Origin of the sequence: Idiomarina piscisalsi (assembly GCF_002211765.1) — a bacterium.
Classification (GTDB): domain Bacteria; phylum Pseudomonadota; class Gammaproteobacteria; order Enterobacterales; family Alteromonadaceae; genus Idiomarina; species Idiomarina piscisalsi_A.
The window spans coordinates 1,950,091-1,968,064 of the sequence record NZ_CP022133.1 but is presented as its reverse complement, the minus strand read 5'-3'; the positions used below and the strand labels follow the sequence as shown (position 1 = coordinate 1,968,064).

16 protein-coding genes are annotated in these 17,974 nt (G+C 49.0%); 14 read left to right on the top strand and 2 right to left on the bottom strand.

Translation table 11 applies throughout. The features are described from left to right. Nucleotides 1-27: 27 nt before the first annotated feature. Together CEW91_RS09515 and CEW91_RS09510 are read right to left on the bottom strand one after the other, a co-directional pair. A complete protein-coding gene (locus CEW91_RS09515; RefSeq protein ID WP_088768728.1) occupies nucleotides 28-1,575 on the bottom strand; it encodes a response regulator in 1,548 nt (515 codons plus the stop codon). After that, on the bottom strand, nucleotides 1,572-3,272 hold the full coding sequence (locus CEW91_RS09510) for an amidohydrolase (RefSeq protein ID WP_088768727.1): 1,701 nt from the start codon (nucleotides 3,270-3,272) through the stop codon (nucleotides 1,572-1,574). The genes CEW91_RS09515 and CEW91_RS09510 overlap by 4 nt, the downstream gene beginning before the upstream one ends. A gap of 204 nt (nucleotides 3,273-3,476) precedes the next feature. Here CEW91_RS09510 and CEW91_RS09505 point away from each other — a divergent pair, with 204 nt between their 5' ends. The 14 genes from CEW91_RS09505 to fliM all read left to right on the top strand — a co-directional run bounded on the left by CEW91_RS09505 (nucleotide 3,477) and on the right by fliM (nucleotide 17,967). After that, nucleotides 3,477-4,100, top strand: a complete 624-nt coding sequence (locus CEW91_RS09505; protein ID WP_088768726.1) for a LuxR C-terminal-related transcriptional regulator — start codon at nucleotides 3,477-3,479, stop codon at nucleotides 4,098-4,100. Between the two features lie 9 nt (nucleotides 4,101-4,109). Continuing rightward, nucleotides 4,110-4,637 (top strand): DUF1285 domain-containing protein, encoded by a 528-nt coding sequence (locus tag CEW91_RS09500; RefSeq protein WP_088768725.1) that lies wholly within the window; start codon nucleotides 4,110-4,112, stop codon nucleotides 4,635-4,637. 20 nt (nucleotides 4,638-4,657) lie between these two features. Next, nucleotides 4,658-6,103 carry a sigma-54 dependent transcriptional regulator gene (locus CEW91_RS09495; protein WP_088768724.1) on the top strand — a complete coding sequence of 482 codons (1,446 nt, stop codon included), beginning with the start codon at nucleotides 4,658-4,660 and terminating at the stop codon, nucleotides 6,101-6,103. A gap of 116 nt (nucleotides 6,104-6,219) precedes the next feature. Next, nucleotides 6,220-7,227: a sensor histidine kinase gene (locus tag CEW91_RS09490; protein WP_088768723.1), complete on the top strand. Its 1,008-nt coding sequence runs from the start codon at nucleotides 6,220-6,222 to the stop codon at nucleotides 7,225-7,227. Then, nucleotides 7,220-8,638 carry a sigma-54-dependent transcriptional regulator gene (locus CEW91_RS09485; RefSeq protein ID WP_232506951.1) on the top strand — a complete coding sequence of 473 codons (1,419 nt, stop codon included), beginning with the start codon at nucleotides 7,220-7,222 and terminating at the stop codon, nucleotides 8,636-8,638. The genes CEW91_RS09490 and CEW91_RS09485 overlap by 8 nt, the downstream gene beginning before the upstream one ends. Before the next feature lie 67 nt (nucleotides 8,639-8,705). Then, a complete protein-coding gene (gene fliE, locus CEW91_RS09480) occupies nucleotides 8,706-9,038 on the top strand; it encodes a flagellar hook-basal body complex protein FliE (RefSeq protein ID WP_053954033.1) in 333 nt (110 codons plus the stop codon). 48 nt (nucleotides 9,039-9,086) lie between these two features. Then, the gene (gene fliF, locus CEW91_RS09475) at nucleotides 9,087-10,784 is read left to right on the top strand and encodes a flagellar basal-body MS-ring/collar protein FliF (protein WP_198400905.1); all 1,698 of its coding nucleotides are present in this window, start codon (nucleotides 9,087-9,089) and stop codon (nucleotides 10,782-10,784) included. Then, nucleotides 10,777-11,823: a flagellar motor switch protein FliG gene (gene fliG, locus CEW91_RS09470; RefSeq protein ID WP_088768721.1), complete on the top strand. Its 1,047-nt coding sequence runs from the start codon at nucleotides 10,777-10,779 to the stop codon at nucleotides 11,821-11,823. Before fliF ends, fliG begins: the two co-directional genes overlap by 8 nt. Before the next feature lie 13 nt (nucleotides 11,824-11,836). Further along, nucleotides 11,837-12,595 carry a flagellar assembly protein FliH gene (gene fliH, locus CEW91_RS09465; protein WP_088768720.1) on the top strand — a complete coding sequence of 253 codons (759 nt, stop codon included), beginning with the start codon at nucleotides 11,837-11,839 and terminating at the stop codon, nucleotides 12,593-12,595. Nucleotides 12,596-12,598: 3 nt separating this feature from the next. After that, nucleotides 12,599-13,948 carry a flagellar protein export ATPase FliI gene (gene fliI / locus CEW91_RS09460; RefSeq protein ID WP_088768719.1) on the top strand — a complete coding sequence of 450 codons (1,350 nt, stop codon included), beginning with the start codon at nucleotides 12,599-12,601 and terminating at the stop codon, nucleotides 13,946-13,948. A 4-nt stretch (nucleotides 13,949-13,952) separates the two neighbouring features. Continuing rightward, nucleotides 13,953-14,399 (top strand): flagellar export protein FliJ, encoded by a 447-nt coding sequence (gene fliJ, locus CEW91_RS09455; RefSeq protein WP_088768718.1) that lies wholly within the window; start codon nucleotides 13,953-13,955, stop codon nucleotides 14,397-14,399. 63 nt (nucleotides 14,400-14,462) lie between these two features. Next, on the top strand, nucleotides 14,463-16,259 hold the full coding sequence (locus CEW91_RS09450; protein WP_088768717.1) for a flagellar hook-length control protein FliK: 1,797 nt from the start codon (nucleotides 14,463-14,465) through the stop codon (nucleotides 16,257-16,259). Nucleotides 16,260-16,334: 75 nt separating this feature from the next. Further along, entirely contained in the window at nucleotides 16,335-16,886 is a 552-nt protein-coding gene (gene fliL, locus CEW91_RS09445) for a flagellar basal body-associated protein FliL (RefSeq protein ID WP_088768716.1), read from the top strand. 16 nt (nucleotides 16,887-16,902) lie between these two features. Continuing rightward, nucleotides 16,903-17,967 (top strand): flagellar motor switch protein FliM, encoded by a 1,065-nt coding sequence (gene fliM / locus CEW91_RS09440; RefSeq protein WP_088769398.1) that lies wholly within the window; start codon nucleotides 16,903-16,905, stop codon nucleotides 17,965-17,967. Nucleotides 17,968-17,974 lie beyond the last annotated feature (7 nt).

Genomic DNA, 17,974 nt, shown 5'->3' with positions numbered 1-17,974 from the left:
GTTCCTCTATTAACACCTTGTTAATGCTTACGGGTTGTCTTGATAACGCTTACGAATTTTTTCCATTGCATCCAAATTGTCGAGCATAAGTCCGACTAATTCCGGATCAAAAAACACGCCGCTGTGTTTGAGTAAATAGTCAGCTGCCGCTTCGGCTTCCTGAGCTTCACGATAACTGCGCTGCGTGCGAAGCGCGTCATAGTGGCTGGTAATGGCCAAAATACGAGCGTTAACATTAATATCTGCGCCTTGTTTTTGACTCGGAAAACCTGAGCCGTCCCAGCGTTCATGAATATCCTGTGCAATACCAGCCGCTATTTTCGCAACAGCGGTATCTGTTTGCTGCAAGTAGTCGTGCCCTTGTATGACTTTTTGCATGATCTCTTCGTAATCATGAATACTAAGTGCGTCGGCACGCTGAGCCAATTCGAGCTGCACCGACACCTTACCAATATCATAGACCGACGCGGCTTGCTTTAATGCCTGGGCCTGTTCATCATCGCGACCGGCCGCAATCGCCAGTTGCCCGGCCATTTCAGCTGAACGTTTGACGTGGTGACTGACTTCATCAATAGAGCGCTTCTCAATGGCTTCGCCTACGCTGTAAAGCAATTCACGTTGAGCCTCCCGTTCGCTCTCTGTGGCTTGCAGGTTATCAATGGCAATGGAGCTATTATTCACAAATAGCCCCAGCAGGTTTTGATCCAGCTCAGACAAGTCACGGACACCGCGAATAAACAGTAAATACTGACGCGAGCTACTGGTTTTATAAAGCCCATAATAGTTACCGTCGACAATACGGAACTCAACGTTTTTAGCACTTTGCTGCATAGGGCGCACAATATCCCAGTCAATTTCGCTGTTAACAGGGTCGCCCACGGCCTGTTCAAAGTCACCCGTGCCGCCAATGATTTCGAACGGCTCGTTGGTGTCTGAACTGGCCGTGAGTGCATCAATGCGGCAATACATAGCGTCGTCGCTATGCGTAATTAATGCGACCAGCTGCTCCAAAATTCCCTGACATAACCCCTGCATTGAACGGGCTGAGAACACCTCTGCCGACGCATTAATGACTTTTTCTAATCCGCGCTTGTTGCGTTCGATGGCGTTTAAGTCGCGGTAGGCGCGTAAGCATGAGTACATTAACGTGACGAGCTTACGGTAGGTCAGCTCGGTTTTCTCTTTGTAGTCGTCAATATCAAAACGGGCAATGACATCTTCTTCTGGCGCCTGACCCGGCTGACCGGTGCGAAGCACTATGCGTATTAAACGGTTTTTCAACTCCTCGCGTACCCATTTGGCTACGTCGAGTCCCGCGTGATCCGTCTCCATAACGACGTCCAGGAGCATCATGGCAATGTCGCGATTTTTATTTAAAAAGGCGATAGCGTCTTTGCCGGAATAGACCGAGTGAAACTGCAGCGGGCGACCGTCCAGGCGGAATTCACTTAAAGCCATTTTGGTAATGGTGTGAATCTCCTCATCGTCATCAACAATGAGAATATGATAGGGCTCGACGGCTTCTTCGCTGACTGATTCGACTTCGTCTTCTGCGAATAGAAAGTCATCACTCATTCGTCATTGTCTCCTTTCGAATAAACGCGTTCACCGGCCACGTAAGTCGCTTCTACATCGGTACGCCAAATGTCTTTTGCACCCACGGCAAAAGGATCCTGGTCAACAAGAATAAAGTCAGCCCATTTGCCCGGCTCTAAAGACCCCAGCTCTTGTTCTTGCCACGCTGCGTAAGCCGCATCGATGGTGAATGAACGTAATGCCTGTGCCCGGCTCATGCTCTCATTGGCGTACCAGCCGCCTTCCGGCATGTTTGAGCGATCTTGGCGGGTCACCGCTGCATGTAAACCATAAAATGGATTCGCCAGTTCAACCGGAAAGTCAGAGCCAGAGGCCACGATAGTGCCTTGTTGTAAAAACGTTTGCCAAGCATAAGCACCCTCCATGCGATCTTTACCTAAGCGGTCTTCTGCCATGTTTTTATCACTGGTGGCATGAGTCGGTTGCATAGAGGCAACTAAGTTCAGGTCTTTAAACCGGTGCAGGTCGTCAGGATGCACGATTTGAGAATGCTCAATACGGTTCCTTAAATTACGACCACCGATTGTCTCGTAAGCTTGTTGTATATTATTCAACACAACGCGGTTAGCCCGGTCACCAATCGCATGCGTATTTACCTGGAATCCGTGTGGGATAATCAAGCGGTACAACGACATCATCTGCTCTTGTGATGTGACCATCAGGCCATGGTTGCCGTGGTCGTCACTGTAATCTTCTATCAGTGCGGCACCACGGCTGCCAAGCGCGCCATCGGCGTATATTTTAACACTGCGGATAGTCAGCTTATCGTCGTCTGTCTGATAGGGACCCTCAGCCAACAGTTGCGGCAATTTGGGCTCTGTTGCCGCCAGCATACCGTAAATACGTAACGGCATGAGTTCCTGATTATGTAACCCTTTATACACCGACACTTCGTCGGCACTGATACCGGCGTCATGAACCGACGTGATGCCGCGCTCAACCAAATGTTCGAAAGCGAGTTGGAAAGCGTTGCGTTGCTGCTCAAAGCTGGCTTCCGGTATGACCTTTTCAACGAGCTGCATGGCATTATCGATTAAAACACCGGTTGGCTGACCGTTTTCATCTTTGACGATTTCGCCACCATCAGGAGACACGGTGTCTTTATCAATACCGGCTAAACGCAGTGCTTCTGAATTAGCCCAACCGGCGTGACCGTCAACGCGGGTGAGCCAAACGGGGCGTTCGTTAACCAGCTCGTCAAGGTCGCTGGCGCGCGGAAAACGTTTTTCTTCCCAGTTTTCTTGATTCCAACTGCGGCCGGTTATCCAGGGGAGAGACGGCTGTGTGTCTGCATAGCGTTTAACACGTTGAGCCGCGTCCTTCACTGATGTGCTGTCGCGTAAGTCCACCTGTAATAAGCTGTTCCCTAAACCCAAAACGTGTCCGTGTGCATCAATCAGGCCGGGGAGAACGGTTTTGCCTTGCAAGTTGATAATATCGTCGGTGTTTGAATAGCGTTCGTTGAGTTCGTCACCGCCAATGGCCTTAATCTTACCGTTATCTATCAACATGGACGAAAATTGCTGTAATACCGCATTTTCGCCGGCAGGGCTGGTTAGCGTATACCCATTGGCGTTGGTGTATAACGTATCGGCAACCGCTGTTGTGCTTAAAAGCATACTGGTAATGGAAGCGGTGGCAATGGATGTTAATGAAAAACGACGTGATAAAGACATACTCACAACACTCTTTTATTTTTTAAGTAAAGTCACACTATAGCGTTTTTTAGCGCGAATAAACCAGACAGCGGAATAAACTTTTTGTTAACTAAATTAACAACTCATCTTGGATAGACAACATCACCAACCAAAATACTTGCTGTCTGTTATATTTTAGGTATGCTAAAAGTTAATTTTAGAACGGGTAATTTGGACGTCGGAATGAAGATTCTCATTATAGACCCTGAGTTTTTTATGCGTGCAGGGCTCATACAGCTTTTAACGAACTATGCGAATCAGCCTTCGATTTATGAAGCCGACTCGTTTGAAGTGGCTGAAAGCTACCTATCTGCCGATAAGTACGACCTCATTTTCTTAGATATGGACTTGCCAGACGCGGAAATCCGTCCGGCGCTGCAGAAAATCAAAAAAGAAGCGCCGATGGCACACTTGGTTGTCTTTACCCGCCCGCGTTCTATTTCAGAAGTTCGGCAGGTGCTTGCTGCCGGGGTACGTAGTTACTTACCTAAAGACAGTACGGCCGAACAGGCGAAATTAGCGGTTCGTGCGTTACTAAATGGTGACCGTTATATCCCGGACGACCCATACCTGAACGAGCCTCGCGATAAATCCAGCGGTGCCGAGGGCTTTTTGTCACCACGTCAGCTGGAAATTATGCAGCTGTTAGCACAAGGTTTGTCGAACAAAGAAATAGCTAATATTCTGGGGATTACTGAGGGCACCATCCGCGTGCACTTGTCGGCAATATTTAAAGCCATAAAAGTGTCTAATCGCACGGAAGCGACACTTTGGTACTTACTACGTCAAAAGAAGCTGGTTGACTGATAACGTCGTATGTCGTTAAACCGCCTCATCGCAGAGCTGGAAAAGCATCAACACGCCCCTACTGAGCAGTGGAATCCGCCGTATTGTGGAGAAATTCCAATACGAATTGATGGCGAAGGGCGTTGGTATTATCAGGACAGTGAAATTCAGCGGCAGGCACTGGTAAAACTTTTTGCCTCTGTACTCGTAAGAGAAGGTGACGATTATCTTCTTGTCACACCGGCTGAAAAAGTGAAAATTACCGTCGATGATGTCCCTTTTTTGGTGGTCGATTGGGTACAACGTACAGAAGATGGCGAAAGCCTCTTGCTGTTAACAACCAATATCGGTGATACTCTTGTTTTGAGTTCTGAACATCCGTTACAAATTAAAGAGGGTGTTCCTTACGTTATGATGCCAAGAGAGCTCGAAGCCAAAGTGCATCGAAATGTATTTTATCAGTGGGTATCGATTGCACAGACTCGAGAAGTTGATGGAAAAGAGCAGTGGTTTCTTTCCAGTGCGGGCGAGACCTTTGTATTGGGCTATGTGAACTAGGACGTTGCGGTAATTCGTCTATGGTAAAAACAAGAACAGTTTATCTGGTTGAGCAACATCCCGCTCGCAGGCAGCACTTTGAGACAGTTCTGACCTTTATTGGCGAGTCTGTAAAAGTTGTTGAGCCCGAGCAGTTACTGAGCTTAAGTCCAGCCGAGGCTTTATGCGTGATAGCCGGTACAGGTGTTGATAATCTACGGGACTTGGCCAGTAATGCGCCGCACTTACCCTTTATTTGTGCTGCTAGTGAACATGAAAGTGCTTTAGAAAAAGCCAATGTTCTGGGGCCTTTAGACGACTCCTTTGACTATTCCAGCCTGTCTAATCTGTTGCATTACTGTCAGGCTTATCATCAGCAAATGCCCGGCCGTAAAGCGAATAAACAACATCCGAAGCGCTCTCATTTAGAACAAACTCTCATTGGCCAGGGGCGTGCGATGAAGCACGTACGGCAACTTATAGAGCAAGTCGCGGGAACCGATGCCAACGTCCTGATTCTGGGCGAGTCGGGGACGGGTAAAGAAGTCGTGGCTAGAGGTGTTCATGACTTGTCAGAGCGGCATAAAGGTCCGTTCGTCCCCGTAAATTGCGGTGCAATTCCCGGGGACCTGTTAGAAAGTGAATTATTTGGCCATGAGAAAGGTGCCTTTACCGGAGCGATAGGCGCTCGAAAGGGACGTTTTGAGTTGGCGCAAGGCGGCACTCTGTTTCTGGATGAAATTGGTGATATGCCAATGCCAATGCAGGTAAAGTTACTGCGGGTATTGCAAGAGCGAACATTTGAGCGAGTGGGTGGCAGTAAAAGTATCGCTGCCGACGTTCGTGTGGTAGCCGCCACCCACCGTGAGCTCGAACAAATGATTATCGACGGCAAATTCCGGGAAGACTTGTATTACCGCTTGAATGTATTCCCGATTGAAATGCCCGCCCTGCGCGAGCGTCAGGAAGACGTACCACTATTGATGCAGGAGCTGACGCAGCGCTTTAAAAAGGAGCGGGGCGTTGGCGTGCGTTTTACTGAGCGAGCGCTTGAGTCATTGTCTTACCACCGCTGGCCGGGAAATGTTCGGGAACTGACCAACTTAATTGAGCGGTTAACCATTATGCATCCTGACAGTCTGGTTGATGTGTCAGACTTGCCCCCTAAGTATCAACATATTGATCACAGTAGCCCCACGCCGGACTATCCCGAAGAAATGCTGGAACGCGAAGCGCTGAATGCCATTTTCTCTGATTCGGAAGACGATGAAGAGCTTGAGGAATCGGGAGCTTCTTCCGTTGACTCAGAATTACCTGATGACGGTGTGAACTTAAAAGATATGCTCAGCGAAATTGAAACGGGAATGATAGCCCAGGCGCTCGAAAAGTCTGACTGGGTGGTTGCTAAGGCGGCCGATCTGCTGAGTATGCGCCGTACGACGCTGGTTGAAAAGATGAAAAAATACGGCATTCAAAAAGACGACTAACCGCGTCCGTCGACTTTTTGACAGTGTAACTTATTGAAAATAAAAGGTAATTTACTGGCATCTATTTTGCATTACTACGCTTAATTAAAACGTAGTATGACGTGGGAGATGTCAGTATGGCGACCTACCATCAAATTATTGATGCAATGCCCAATGCCGTGATTTTGCTGAACAGTCACGGTGTTGTGGATTACTGCAATGACAACGCGCAATCATTACTCGAACATTCCTTAAAAGGTGAAGTCTGGCGTGATCTCGTCGCGACACTGTTCGCTCCCAAAGCCGATGACTGGCACGAAGTGTCCTTAAAAAGTGGACGGCGCGTTCGTATCGATACCTCTGAGGTGAATGAAAAGCCGGGGCAGCTGATTGTTTTGACGGACTTGACCGAAACCCGTCAGCTGCAACAACGTATTTCTCACTTACAACGTTTATCGTCAATGGGGAAAATGGTGGCGTCCTTAGCGCATCAAATACGTACGCCGTTGTCCGCAGCCATTCTCTACGCACAAAATTTGTCACAAGGCATGATATCACCGGTAAAACAGCAGCGCTTTTCCCATAAATTGTTGTCCAGGCTTCATAATTTAGAGCAGCAGGTCAACGATATGTTGCTGTTTGCAAAAAGCGGTGAGAAACCGGTTTTGGAAGAACTGACGACCCAAAGTTTGTTGACCACGGTAGCGTCCAACGTTGAATCTTATGCGACTCAGCATCACGTCACGATTAATATGCCTGATGAGATGAATGGTGCGATCTTAAAAGGTAATAAAACCGCGTTAACGGGTGCATTACAAAATTTGATTAATAATGCGATTGACGCCAGTCAGCAGGGGCAGGAAGTACTGGTGAAAACGCACCTTGAAAGCAGTCACTGGTGTGTGTCTGTTATTGATGCGGGCGCCGGCATTGAAAAAGACAAGCAATCACAAATATTCACGCCATTTTTTACCGGTAAGTCAAACGGCACCGGGTTGGGATTAGCTGTGGTTCAAACCGTTTTGCGAGCCCATAACGGTCGCATTGATTGGGAAAGCGAGCCAGGCAAAGGCAGTCGGTTTACCCTGTCTATTCCGGTGCACAGTGTCCAGGAACCGTCGCTAGAAGAGGTACGTTATGGCTAACAGTGAAATGACAACCGCGCGCACGGTACTGGTGGTTGAAGACGATGTTTCATTGCGTGAAGCAATCATCGACACGCTTGAGCTTGCCGATTGCCAATGTTTGGAAGCCGCAAATGGTGAAGAGGCACTGGTTGCACTGAAAGAGACGAAAGTATCTCTGGTGATTAGTGACGTACAAATGCCTGGCGTTGATGGCTTACAATTGCTACGTAGCATGAACCGGCAGCAGTACGATATTCCGGTCATCATGATGACGGCATTCGCGAAAGTGGATGATGCGGTTATTGCTATGCGAGAAGGAGCCGTCGATTATTTGACGAAGCCATTTTCCATCGAAAAGCTGCAAACGCTTGTGCAACGTTATTTACCGGACGGCGCGATTGATGATGTCAGTCCGGTGGCTGAAGAAGCAGCGAGTCAGCAAGTATTTGCAATGGCAAAGCGAGTGGCTGACAGTGACGCCAGCGTGATGATTACCGGACCGAGCGGCACCGGTAAAGAAGTGCTGGCGCGTTATATCCATAAACACTCAGGCAGAGCGCAAGCGCCGTTCGTGGCAATAAACTGTGCAGCAATACCTGAAAACATGCTGGAATCAATGTTGTTCGGCTACGAAAAAGGTGCATTTACCGGCGCTACGCAGTCTCAACCGGGTAAGTTTGAATTAGCGCAGGGCGGCACAATTTTATTGGATGAAATCACCGAAATGCCGCTGCATTTGCAGGCGAAGCTATTGCGGGTTTTGCAGGAGAAGCAGGTAGAGCGCTTAGGCTCTCGGAAAACCATTCAGTTAGATGTCCGAATTCTTGCAACCTCAAACCGAGATTTACAGCAGGCTGTGGCACAAGGGGCGTTCCGTGAAGATTTAATGTATCGACTGAACGTATTTCCTCTGCATTGGTTATCTTTGGCCGAGCGACCTGCCGATATTCTGCCGCTGGCAGAAAACCTGTTGCATCGACACAAGCAGCGTTCGGGTATAAAAACGCCGGTGTCCTTTAGTGAGCAGGCAAAACTCCGCTTAACTGAATATCACTGGCCAGGTAACGTTCGGGAATTGGAAAACGTTGTACAGCGGGCTTTGGTCTTGCACCGAAACGAAGTGATTGAACCCGACGATTTGATGTTGCAGTTGAACCAACAGTCGAGCGCACCCGTGAGTAATGAGACTGTCTTTCCTGAGCAAGTCAGTCACTCTGAAAAAAGTAATGAAGAGCAGACTGTGCGTGCTACCGACACAGCGGATAAGCTGGATGATTCATTGTTCCATCAAGAGTACCGAATTATCAAAGACGCGCTTCAGCGTCATCAGGGCAAACGCAAACCCGTGGCTGATGAACTGGGCATTAGTCCACGCACATTACGCTATAAATTAGCGAAGATCCGCGAACAGGGCCTCTCCATAAATTAAAGTTGGCATTCCACTTGCATAATACCTCTTAAGAATTGTAAACGATGATTTTTTGACGGGGTGAATTATGAAAGTGGAAGCCAACGCACTCTACCAGCAGATGCAGGCGATGTCTGCTCAGGCGTCTCAAAGCGACAAGGCAACCAATGTAAATGCCCTTCCGGGGAATACGGCTAACGCTGACTTTTCGAATATGCTGAAAAGCGCTATCGATAATGTTAACGAGCTGCAGCAAACCTCGGGCGATTTAAAAACTCGTATGGAGCTTGGCGATCCCAATGTCACGTTGGAACAAACCATGATAGCCAGTCAAAAATCAAGCATTGCCTTTGAGGCAACCGTTCAGGTGCGCAACAAAATAGTCGATGCGTACAAAGAAATCATGTCAATGCCGGTATAAACCGCAGTAGCACTGGAGATTTGAATTGTGGCTGAATCAACCGATTTAATGGTGCAGGACAATGCACTTCCGGACTCTCCGGATACAGGCGCTTCTGGCGAGGGCAATGAAAAATCCGGCATTATGGATATGCTGGGTAACTTTGACATGCTGCGTCAGGTTATTGTGGTATTGGCTTTGGCTATCTGCGTTGCTATTGCCGTCTTTATTATGTTGTGGGCGCAAGAGCCGACCTACCGTCCTTTGGGTAAGTTAGAAACTGAAGAACTGGTGAGCACGCTAGACTATATGGATGCCAACGGCATTGAGTATAAAGTGAATGGCAACACTATTTCAGTGCCAGAAGAGAAATACGACGCGATTAAACTGGAGCTGACGCGTGCCGGGGTTAACTACGGTAACGCTGAATCTGATGGCTCGGAGATTTTAATGAGCGAGCCGGGCTTTGGTGTCAGTCAGCGCCTGGAAAGAGAACGACTGATTCATTCACGTGAAGTGCAACTGGCACGCGCCATTGAAGAAATGAAAAAGGTGTCGGCTGCGCGTGTGCTTTTGGCCGTACCGAAGCAGAATGTGTTTGCCCGTCGTGAAAAGCAGCCCAAAGCATCGGTGATGCTTAACGTTCGGGGCGGTACCGCATTAAGTGAAGAAGAAGTCGCTTCGATTGTCGATATGGTGGCGTCTTCTGTGACTGGGTTAAGCACAGAGCAGGTAACCGTCACAGACCAGGCGGGTCGCCTATTAAACTCCGGTTCTCAAAGTGCGTTAGCGGCAAAAAGTTCGCGCGAGTATCAAATTGAACAAAAGCGCGAGGCCGAGTATTTAGAAAAAATTGACAGCATTTTGATTCCGATATTGGGCTATGACAATTACACGGCGCAAGTTGATGTCACGATGGACTTCACTCAGCGCGAATCAACTCAGCGCCAGTTTAACCCTGATATGCCGGCTATTCGTAGCGAAATGACCGTAGAAAACCGCTCTACGGGTAGCCCGATTGGCGGTATTCCTGGTGCGTTAACGAACCAGCCGCCATTGGAATCTGACATTCCTGAAGAAGCAGGACCGGGTAGCGCTGGCGGTACGGTTAATGGCAGTACTCATCGCGAGGCCACGCGCAACTATGAATTGGACAACTCGATTACTCACACCAGAAATCAGACTGGCACTATTGAGCGGTTGAGCGTTTCGGTTGCGGTGAATCATGCACAAACTACCGGCGAAAATGGCGAAGCTCAGCAGCAGCCGCGAAGTGCAGAAGAACTCGCCAATATTCGTCGCTTGTTGCAAGGTGGTTTAGGCTTTGACATCAACCGTGGTGACGCACTGGAAGTGGTGTCCGTACCTTTTGCTCAATTGCCGCAGCTCGGTGATGGTGAAACGCCGTTGTGGGAAGAACCGTGGTTCTGGCGTGCTTTCCGCTTGGTCATGGGCGCGTTAGTCATCATGGTCTTGATATTAGCGGTCGTTCGTCCGATGCTTAAGAAACTGATGAATCCGGAAGCCGATGTTGAGGACGATGCAGAAGCGCTATTTGAAGGCGAGGAAGCAATGGGCGATGAAACCATTGATCTGTTATCCTCACAGTTTGATGAGAGTGCAGTTGGGTTTGGTGCAGACGGCAGCCTGCAGTTACCGGACTTGCATAAAGATGAAGACTTGTTGAAAGCGGTTCGTGCGTTAGTTGCTAATGAACCAGAACTGTCTTCGCAAGTTGTCAAAGCATGGTTGAACGAAGATGCCTGATCAAGATATGAGAACCAAACGCGGCAAGGTTGAGTTCGATGTGAACTCCCTTGAGGGCGTTGAAAAAGCGGCAATATTATTGCTGAGTCTGTCTGAGGAAGACGCGGCACAAATTCTGAAACACCTCGAGCCTAAGCAGGTACAGAAGGTGGGTATGGCCATGGCAAGTCTGGAAGATTTTAACCAGGACAAAGTCAACGCCGTTCACCATTTGTTCCTGGAAGAAATTCAGAAGTTCACCAATATCGGCTTCAAGAGTGAAGAGTTTGTGCGTAAAGCACTAACGTCAGCGCTGGGTGAAGACAAAGCCGGTAACCTGATTGAACAAATCGTCATGGGTGGTGGCTCGAAAGGTCTGGACTCGCTGAAGTGGATGGACTCAAAACAAGTAGCGACCATTATTCGCAATGAGCACCCGCAAATTCAGACCATTGTTCTGTCTTATCTGGATCCGGAGCAGAGTGCCGAGATTATGGCGCAGTTCCCGGAGAAAGTGCGCCTGGACTTAATGATGCGTATCGCCAACTTAGAAGAAGTTCAGCCAGCCGCACTGCAAGAGTTGAACGAGATTATGGAGAAGCAGTTTGCAGGTCAGGCCGGTGCTCAGGCAGCGAAGATGGGCGGCTTGAAAGCAGCGGCGAATATCATGAACTACCTGGATACCAACATCGAAGGTCAGTTGATGGACTCTATCCGCGAGCAGGACGAAGAAATGAGTCAGAACATTCAGGACTTGATGTTTGTGTTCGAGAACCTGGTGGATGTCGACGACCGTGGTATTCAGACCTTGTTGCGTGAAGTTGAAGGCGAAACCTTGCAAAAAGCCATGAAAGGCGCCGACGAGGCGGTTCAGGAGAAAATCTTCAAGAACATGTCAAAACGTGCTGGCGATATGCTGCGTGACGACCTTGAAGCCATGGGACCGATACGTATTAGTGATGTGGAAGCGGCGCAGAAAGACATTCTGGCGGCGGCACGTCGATTAGCTGACGCAGGCGAAATCATGCTTGGCGGTGGCGGCGGTGAAGAATTCTTATAAGGATTAAGGCTGTATGAGCGACAACCGCGACGACAACGAGCACTTCAGTCACTGGGACCTGCCCGATATGACATCGCAGGAATTACGTGAGGGCACCCAGGTCAATGCGCTCAATAAGCCCAGACGCTGGCAGTATGAACCGCCGGAAGCGGATGACAATGACGAAGAAGAATTGCAACCCTTAACCGCTGAACAGCTCGAAGAGATTCGTCAGGCAGCGCGCGATGAGGGGTACCAGGAAGGTTTTGAAAATGGTCGTACCGATGGTCTCAAAAAAGGCTATGACGAGGGGTTTGAAGCAGGCAAAGAAGAAGGTATTGCGGCAGGCAAAGAAGAAGGCATTGCAGCGGGTAATGCCGTGATTGAAGAACAGCGCGGTAAATTGGATACCTTGTTGCAGAGTTTATCGACCCCTAATGAACGTATTACCGAAGCGGTGCAGGAAGAGCTCATTGATATGGTCAGCGAGCTGACCCGTGTCATTTGTCTGGATGCAGCCGAACACTCAAAAGACATGATTGTTAATGCGGTGCGCGAAGCGGTATCGGTATTGCCGGTCACTGATCAGCGGGTGGTTATACACTTAAACCCAGATGACATAGAGCTTATTGAATCGGTTTACAGCGAGTCTGAGCTGAAAGAAAAAGGCTGGTTGCTGAACAAAGACGAGTTACTTGAACGCGGTGGTTGTCGTGTGACGACTGAGAGCTCGACCATAGATTACAGTTTAGAGACGCGTATGGAAGATGTTTTCAGCCGCGTTAAGGGGTAACCGATGGGCGCATCAGAGACACTGATTCAAGAACTTCGAAAAAAGCGTCAGCGCATTGAAAAGCCGTCGGTGGCTGTATCGGGCTATTTAACTCGCGTTGTGGGGCTAATGTTTGAAGCTGTTGGTTGCCGTGCGCCTGTGGGCTCCAGCGTTGCGGTGGAAGCCGCCGGTGGCGACATTGAGGCCGAAGTGGTGGGCTTTGAAGGTAACATTAGTTATTTAATGCCCACGGAAGACGCCTTAGGTGTCGTGCCAGGTGCCCGTGTTCGTCCCTTAAGCCGCAAGAATCAACTCCCCTTAGGCATGGAATTACTCGGACGGGTTATTGACGCCCGCGGTGAACCTCTCGACGGCAAAGGTCCTGTTTTTTCTGACGGAAAAACCTACCGTAGTAAACCCATGAACCCATTGAATCGCCGCCAGGTAAAACAACCATTGGATGTTGGTGTGACCGCAATTAATGCCTGCTTAACCGTCGGACAGGGGCAGCGTATGGGTCTGTTTGCCGGCAGTGGCGTCGGCAAAAGTGTGTTGCTTGGCATGATGACCCGAGGCACAAACGCTGACGTTATTGTTGTTGGTCTGATTGGTGAACGGGGTCGTGAGGTCAAAGAATTTATTGAAGAAATACTGGGTGAGGAAGGTTTGGAAAAAGCGGTGGTTATCGCCGCTCCGGCTGACCAGTCTCCCCTTATTCGTTTGCGTGGCTGTGAAACGGCCGCGCAAGTAGCGGAGTATTTCCGCGACCAGGGTTTAAACGTTTTGCTACTAATGGACTCACTCACTCGTTACGCCATGGCGCAGCGTGAAATTGCGTTGGCGGTTGGTGAACCTCCGGCAACCAAAGGTTATCCGCCTTCTGTATTTGCCAAATTGCCCGCACTGGTTGAACGCGCTGGTAATGGCGGCGACGGACAAGGATCGGTCACCGCGTTCTATACCGTTCTAACCGAAGGCGATGACTTACAGGATCCGATTGCCGATTCGGCACGAGCCATTCTTGATGGGCACATCGTTTTAAACCGTGAGTTGGCTGATTCCGGTCATTATCCTGCCATCGATGTTGAAGCCTCCATTAGCCGTGTCATGCCGCAAGTGGTTTCTGAAGAGCACATGAAACAAGCTATTCAGGTGCGTCAGTGGTATTCAAATTATCGCCGCAATCGAGATCTCATTTCCATTGGTGCTTATACCCGAGGAAGCGACCCCGCCATTGATCAAGCCATCGCAATGCAGCCCAAAGTTGCGCAGTTTCTGCAGCAACCGATGAAACAAGTGGTGAGTTACGATGAGAGCTTGCTTCAGCTGAACCAGTTAATCAATCCAAACCAGCAGCAATCAGCAAGTGGTTAAGTAAATGGCAGAGTTAAGCCAGCTGAAAATGCTGTTGGACTTAGAGCAGCAACGCGAAGATAAAACCGCAAAAGACTTTGCTGAAGTGCAACGACAGGTTCAGGACAATCAAATGCGCCTGGATGGTATGTCAAAATATCGACTCGACTATTTAAATCAGTTGCAGCAACGCGGCCAGGGCGGCATTCAGTCGATGCAGGTCAGTCAATACCATGCCTTTGTCGGCAAGCTGGATGAAGGGGTTGAGCAGCTGCATCACGAAGTGGTTAAGTTGCAACAGGTGCTGGCGCAACGAAAGGAGCGCTGGCTGGCGCAAAGACGTAAGCGAGAATCGATAGAGCACTTGATTAAAGAGAAAGAAAAGCGAGAGCAAAAAGCTCAGGCGCGTAAAGAGCAAAAGAACTTGGATGACTTTTCCAGTCAACGCTTTATTCGAGACAAAAAGTTCTGACGGAAATAGTTGGAACGCTTCTTGCTTTATTCTGAGCAAGTCAGTTATTCAGGACATAAAACTATGCAACAACTGCTGAATTTAACGGAATCAACGGAAAACTTTGTCCGCACCGGCGGCAAGGCTCAGGGAAAAGAATGGTCCCTCGGCGCTGGTGAAAGCTCTGATGGTGAGTTTTCTCGCCTGATGATGCAACAAACAGAAAAAGGCAAAGAGTTCCAGCAAGTTAAGCTGATGCCAGAGCAAGCCACGATTAAAAAAGACACTGACGGTGAAGGGCGCCGGAATGTTGGCGCTCCTGTTGAAAGTAATTTGTTCGAGTTGCTGCAGGAAATGCAGCAACAAATGGCGGAAGTGTCGAGTGAAGACGGTGAAGCTGGACTGTCTGACGATCAAGCGGCAGCGGTTGTTAGTATCGATGAAACCCAGTTGGAAAAGACGGCGAGCAGCGAGTTAAGTGAAGCCGACCTGAAAGAGTTGTTGGCTGCTTTTATTGATAAGCTGAATAACCAGCAAGGCAGTAAACAAGAGCTGTCAGCTGAAGAGCGGCAAAACCTTGCCGAAAGCATGCTGGCAAAAATGAGTGATGAGCAGAAACAGCAGTTTATTGAACAATTAAATGCGCTATCTAAAGGCGGCGTTGATGCCGCCGACCAAAAGTTTATTGTGCAACTGCTTGAACCGATGATGCCGAAATCAGACGCCGATAAAGTATTAGTAGGTCAAGAATCCGATAAGCAGGTAGACGGTAAACAGCTATCACAGGCGTTGTTGGCTGCGTTGCGCGAGGTGGCCCCGGAATCAAAACCTGAGTCACAAAAAGCGTCTGATCCTGCGCAGTTAATGAAGCAACTGGAAGCTCAACTCTCCGCATTAAAAGAGAACAGCAAGAGTGATACTCAAACACTAACAGGTAAAGAGCGCGGTAAGTTAGAGCAATTAATGGCTGAGCTTCGCCAGCTAATGGCCGGAGCCTCTGACAGTAAGTCAAATAACAAAGAAGCGCTGACAAAAGAACAGGCAGCTAAAGCCGAGCAACTGGTTGCCGATTTACGTCAGGTGCTCAAACAAAACGCTGATAAAGCGCCTGCAGTCGTTGCATCGGACGCAAAACCGGGTAAAGCGGAGTTTGCGATTAGTGCGACGGATTCTACTAAAGGTCAAAGCGAGTCTAAGGCTGAGCAATCCGCGAAGGCGGATAAAAGTGCTACGGCTGGGCTGGCAACTGATAGTCAGTTAACCGGTGAGAAAGTCGCTAAGGGTGACGGCGAATTGGCGGGAAGAAACGCTGAAAACGCTCAGGTCAACCAGGCATTCAGAAATACCGTTGATGCATTGTCTGACGCAGGTGCGGCAAAGGCCATACAAGGGCAAATGGTTTCGACTGCTCAGGGGACGGTAGCGGCGTCAGAAAGCAGCCAGGCAAATACGTTGCAAGCGTTGCAACGACCTTTAGATTTGCAGCAGACGGAAGCGTCACAAAAGCTGCAAGAGCGCATCAACATTATGATGAGTAAGAATATTCAGCGTGCTGATATTCGGCTTGACCCGCCTGAACTTGGCAACGTACAAATACGAGTGAACGTAAGTGGCGAGCAAACCACGGTGCAGTTTCAGGTACAAAATGCTCAGGCTCGGGAAGCCATTGAGTCGGCCATGCCGCGCTTACGAGAAATGATGGAGCAGCAAGGTCTGAATTTAGCGGATACTCACGTTGGTGAACAGAGTAACGATGGCCAGGGCAAAGGTGAGGGCGGAGGAACATCTGGCTCAGAAGCGGAACAGTGGACGCAGGAGTCAGAAATAGCCTTACAAGATGGTCAGATTGTGACCGACGGACGCGTGGATTTTTACGTATAACGGTGACGCTGATAGCCTATTCAGGCTATAGTAGCAACATAAACACCGATAGGGCGTTGACCAAAGGAAAGCAAGATGGCTGAAGAGCAAAACACAGACAATAACGCAGAGCAAAACGACGAACAGGAAGGCAAAGGCGGTAAAAAGAAAAAGCTGATACTGTTCGGTGTTATTGGTCTGGTGCTTGTGGCGACCGTGGTCTTGGCGCTGTGGCTTTTTGGCGGCTCGTCGTCGAGTGAGCAAGCCGTGACTCAAGCACCTGAGCAGGCCAGCAAGGACTTTAGCAATGCCTCGGCACCAGAAATTGGTAATGCTCTGTATGTCGGTATGCCTCGTCCTTTTGTGTTTATTGTACCCGGTGACTCACGTGAGAGAACCGTGCAAATTAAAGCGCAGCTGATGGTGCGTGGCGAAGAAAATGAAGAGTTGGCGAAAAAGCATATTCCGTTAATTGAAGGAACATTGCATGAAGTGTTTTCATCGTCAACGGCAGACAAATTAAAAACGGCAGAAGGCAAAGGGCAACTGCGTGAACTGGCGCTAACCGAAGTCAGAAATGCACTGCAGGAAGTTGCTGGTAAGCCGGTCGTTGAACAAGTGTTATTTACCAGTTTGGTAATGCAATAAGTGAGCAAATATGGCTGTGAGCGACTTACTATCACAAGACGAAATTGACGCACTTTTACACGGCGTTGATGACGTAGAAGAAGAGGATTCCGAGGGGCAGCAAGCCTCGGCGGACGCGCTCGACTATGACTTTTCGTCGCAAGACCGAATTGTCCGTGGGCGTATGCCGACTCTCGAGATCGTTAATGAACGATTCGCTCGTCATATGCGCGTCAGCTTATTTAATATGATGCGACGTACCGCCGAAGTGTCAATTAACGGCGTGCAAATGATTAAATTTGGCGAGTACGTACATACGTTATTCGTTCCAACCAGTTTGAATATGGTGCGCTTTCGTCCTTTGAAAGGTACCGCGCTAATTACGATGGAAGCCCGCCTGGTTTTTATTCTGGTGGACAACTTTTTCGGCGGTGATGGACGTTATCACGCAAAAATTGAAGGGCGTGAGTTTACGCCAACTGAGCGTCGCATTATTCAAATGCTGTTGAAACTGGTCTTCGAAGATTACAAAGAAGCTTGGGCGCCAGTAATGGATGTAGGTTTTGAGTACCTGGACTCAGAGGTTAATCCGGCGATGGCGAATATTGTCAGTCCAACCGAGGTTATCGTCATTAGTTCATTTCATATTGAGCTCGACGGCGGCGGCGGAGACTTCCATATTGCTTTGCCGTATTCCATGCTTGAACCGATTCGAGAGCTATTGGACGCTGGTGTTCAGTCCGACAAAGAAGACACTGACATGCGCTGGAGTAAAGCGCTGCGAGACGAAATAATGGACGTTCCGGTGGAAATGATCGCAAAGCTGGCGGAAACCGAGATGTCGCTGCGTGAAGTCATGGACTTACAGGAAGGCGATATTATTCCGCTGGAAGTACCGGATGACTTAACTGTTCTGATTGAAGATTTACCGACGTTCCATGCGAAAATGGGACGTTCAAGAGACAATGTGGCGTTGAAAATTTCGGACAAAATCAAACGCCCGGAAACCGTCAAATCTGATATTCACATGTTGACGCGTGGCGGCCGCCGAATTGGTGGTGACGCCGAGCTTCAACAATTAGAAGAAGACATCGATTTATAATAATTGC

Coding starts and splice junctions, on each gene's coding strand:
- CEW91_RS09515 (WP_088768728.1), bottom strand. CDS start 1,575: ATGAGTGATGACTTTCTATTCGCAGAAGACGAAGTCGAATCAGTCAGC.
- CEW91_RS09510 (WP_088768727.1), bottom strand. CDS start 3,272: ATGTCTTTATCACGTCGTTTTTCATTAACATCCATTGCCACCGCTTCC.
- CEW91_RS09505 (WP_088768726.1), top strand. CDS start 3,477: ATGAAGATTCTCATTATAGACCCTGAGTTTTTTATGCGTGCAGGGCTC.
- CEW91_RS09500 (WP_088768725.1), top strand. CDS start 4,110: ATGTCGTTAAACCGCCTCATCGCAGAGCTGGAAAAGCATCAACACGCC.
- CEW91_RS09495 (WP_088768724.1), top strand. CDS start 4,658: ATGGTAAAAACAAGAACAGTTTATCTGGTTGAGCAACATCCCGCTCGC.
- CEW91_RS09490 (WP_088768723.1), top strand. CDS start 6,220: ATGGCGACCTACCATCAAATTATTGATGCAATGCCCAATGCCGTGATT.
- CEW91_RS09485 (WP_232506951.1), top strand. CDS start 7,220: ATGGCTAACAGTGAAATGACAACCGCGCGCACGGTACTGGTGGTTGAA.
- fliE (WP_053954033.1), top strand. CDS start 8,706: ATGAAAGTGGAAGCCAACGCACTCTACCAGCAGATGCAGGCGATGTCT.
- fliF (WP_198400905.1), top strand. CDS start 9,087: ATGGTGCAGGACAATGCACTTCCGGACTCTCCGGATACAGGCGCTTCT.
- fliG (WP_088768721.1), top strand. CDS start 10,777: ATGCCTGATCAAGATATGAGAACCAAACGCGGCAAGGTTGAGTTCGAT.
- fliH (WP_088768720.1), top strand. CDS start 11,837: ATGAGCGACAACCGCGACGACAACGAGCACTTCAGTCACTGGGACCTG.
- fliI (WP_088768719.1), top strand. CDS start 12,599: ATGGGCGCATCAGAGACACTGATTCAAGAACTTCGAAAAAAGCGTCAG.
- fliJ (WP_088768718.1), top strand. CDS start 13,953: ATGGCAGAGTTAAGCCAGCTGAAAATGCTGTTGGACTTAGAGCAGCAA.
- CEW91_RS09450 (WP_088768717.1), top strand. CDS start 14,463: ATGCAACAACTGCTGAATTTAACGGAATCAACGGAAAACTTTGTCCGC.
- fliL (WP_088768716.1), top strand. CDS start 16,335: ATGGCTGAAGAGCAAAACACAGACAATAACGCAGAGCAAAACGACGAA.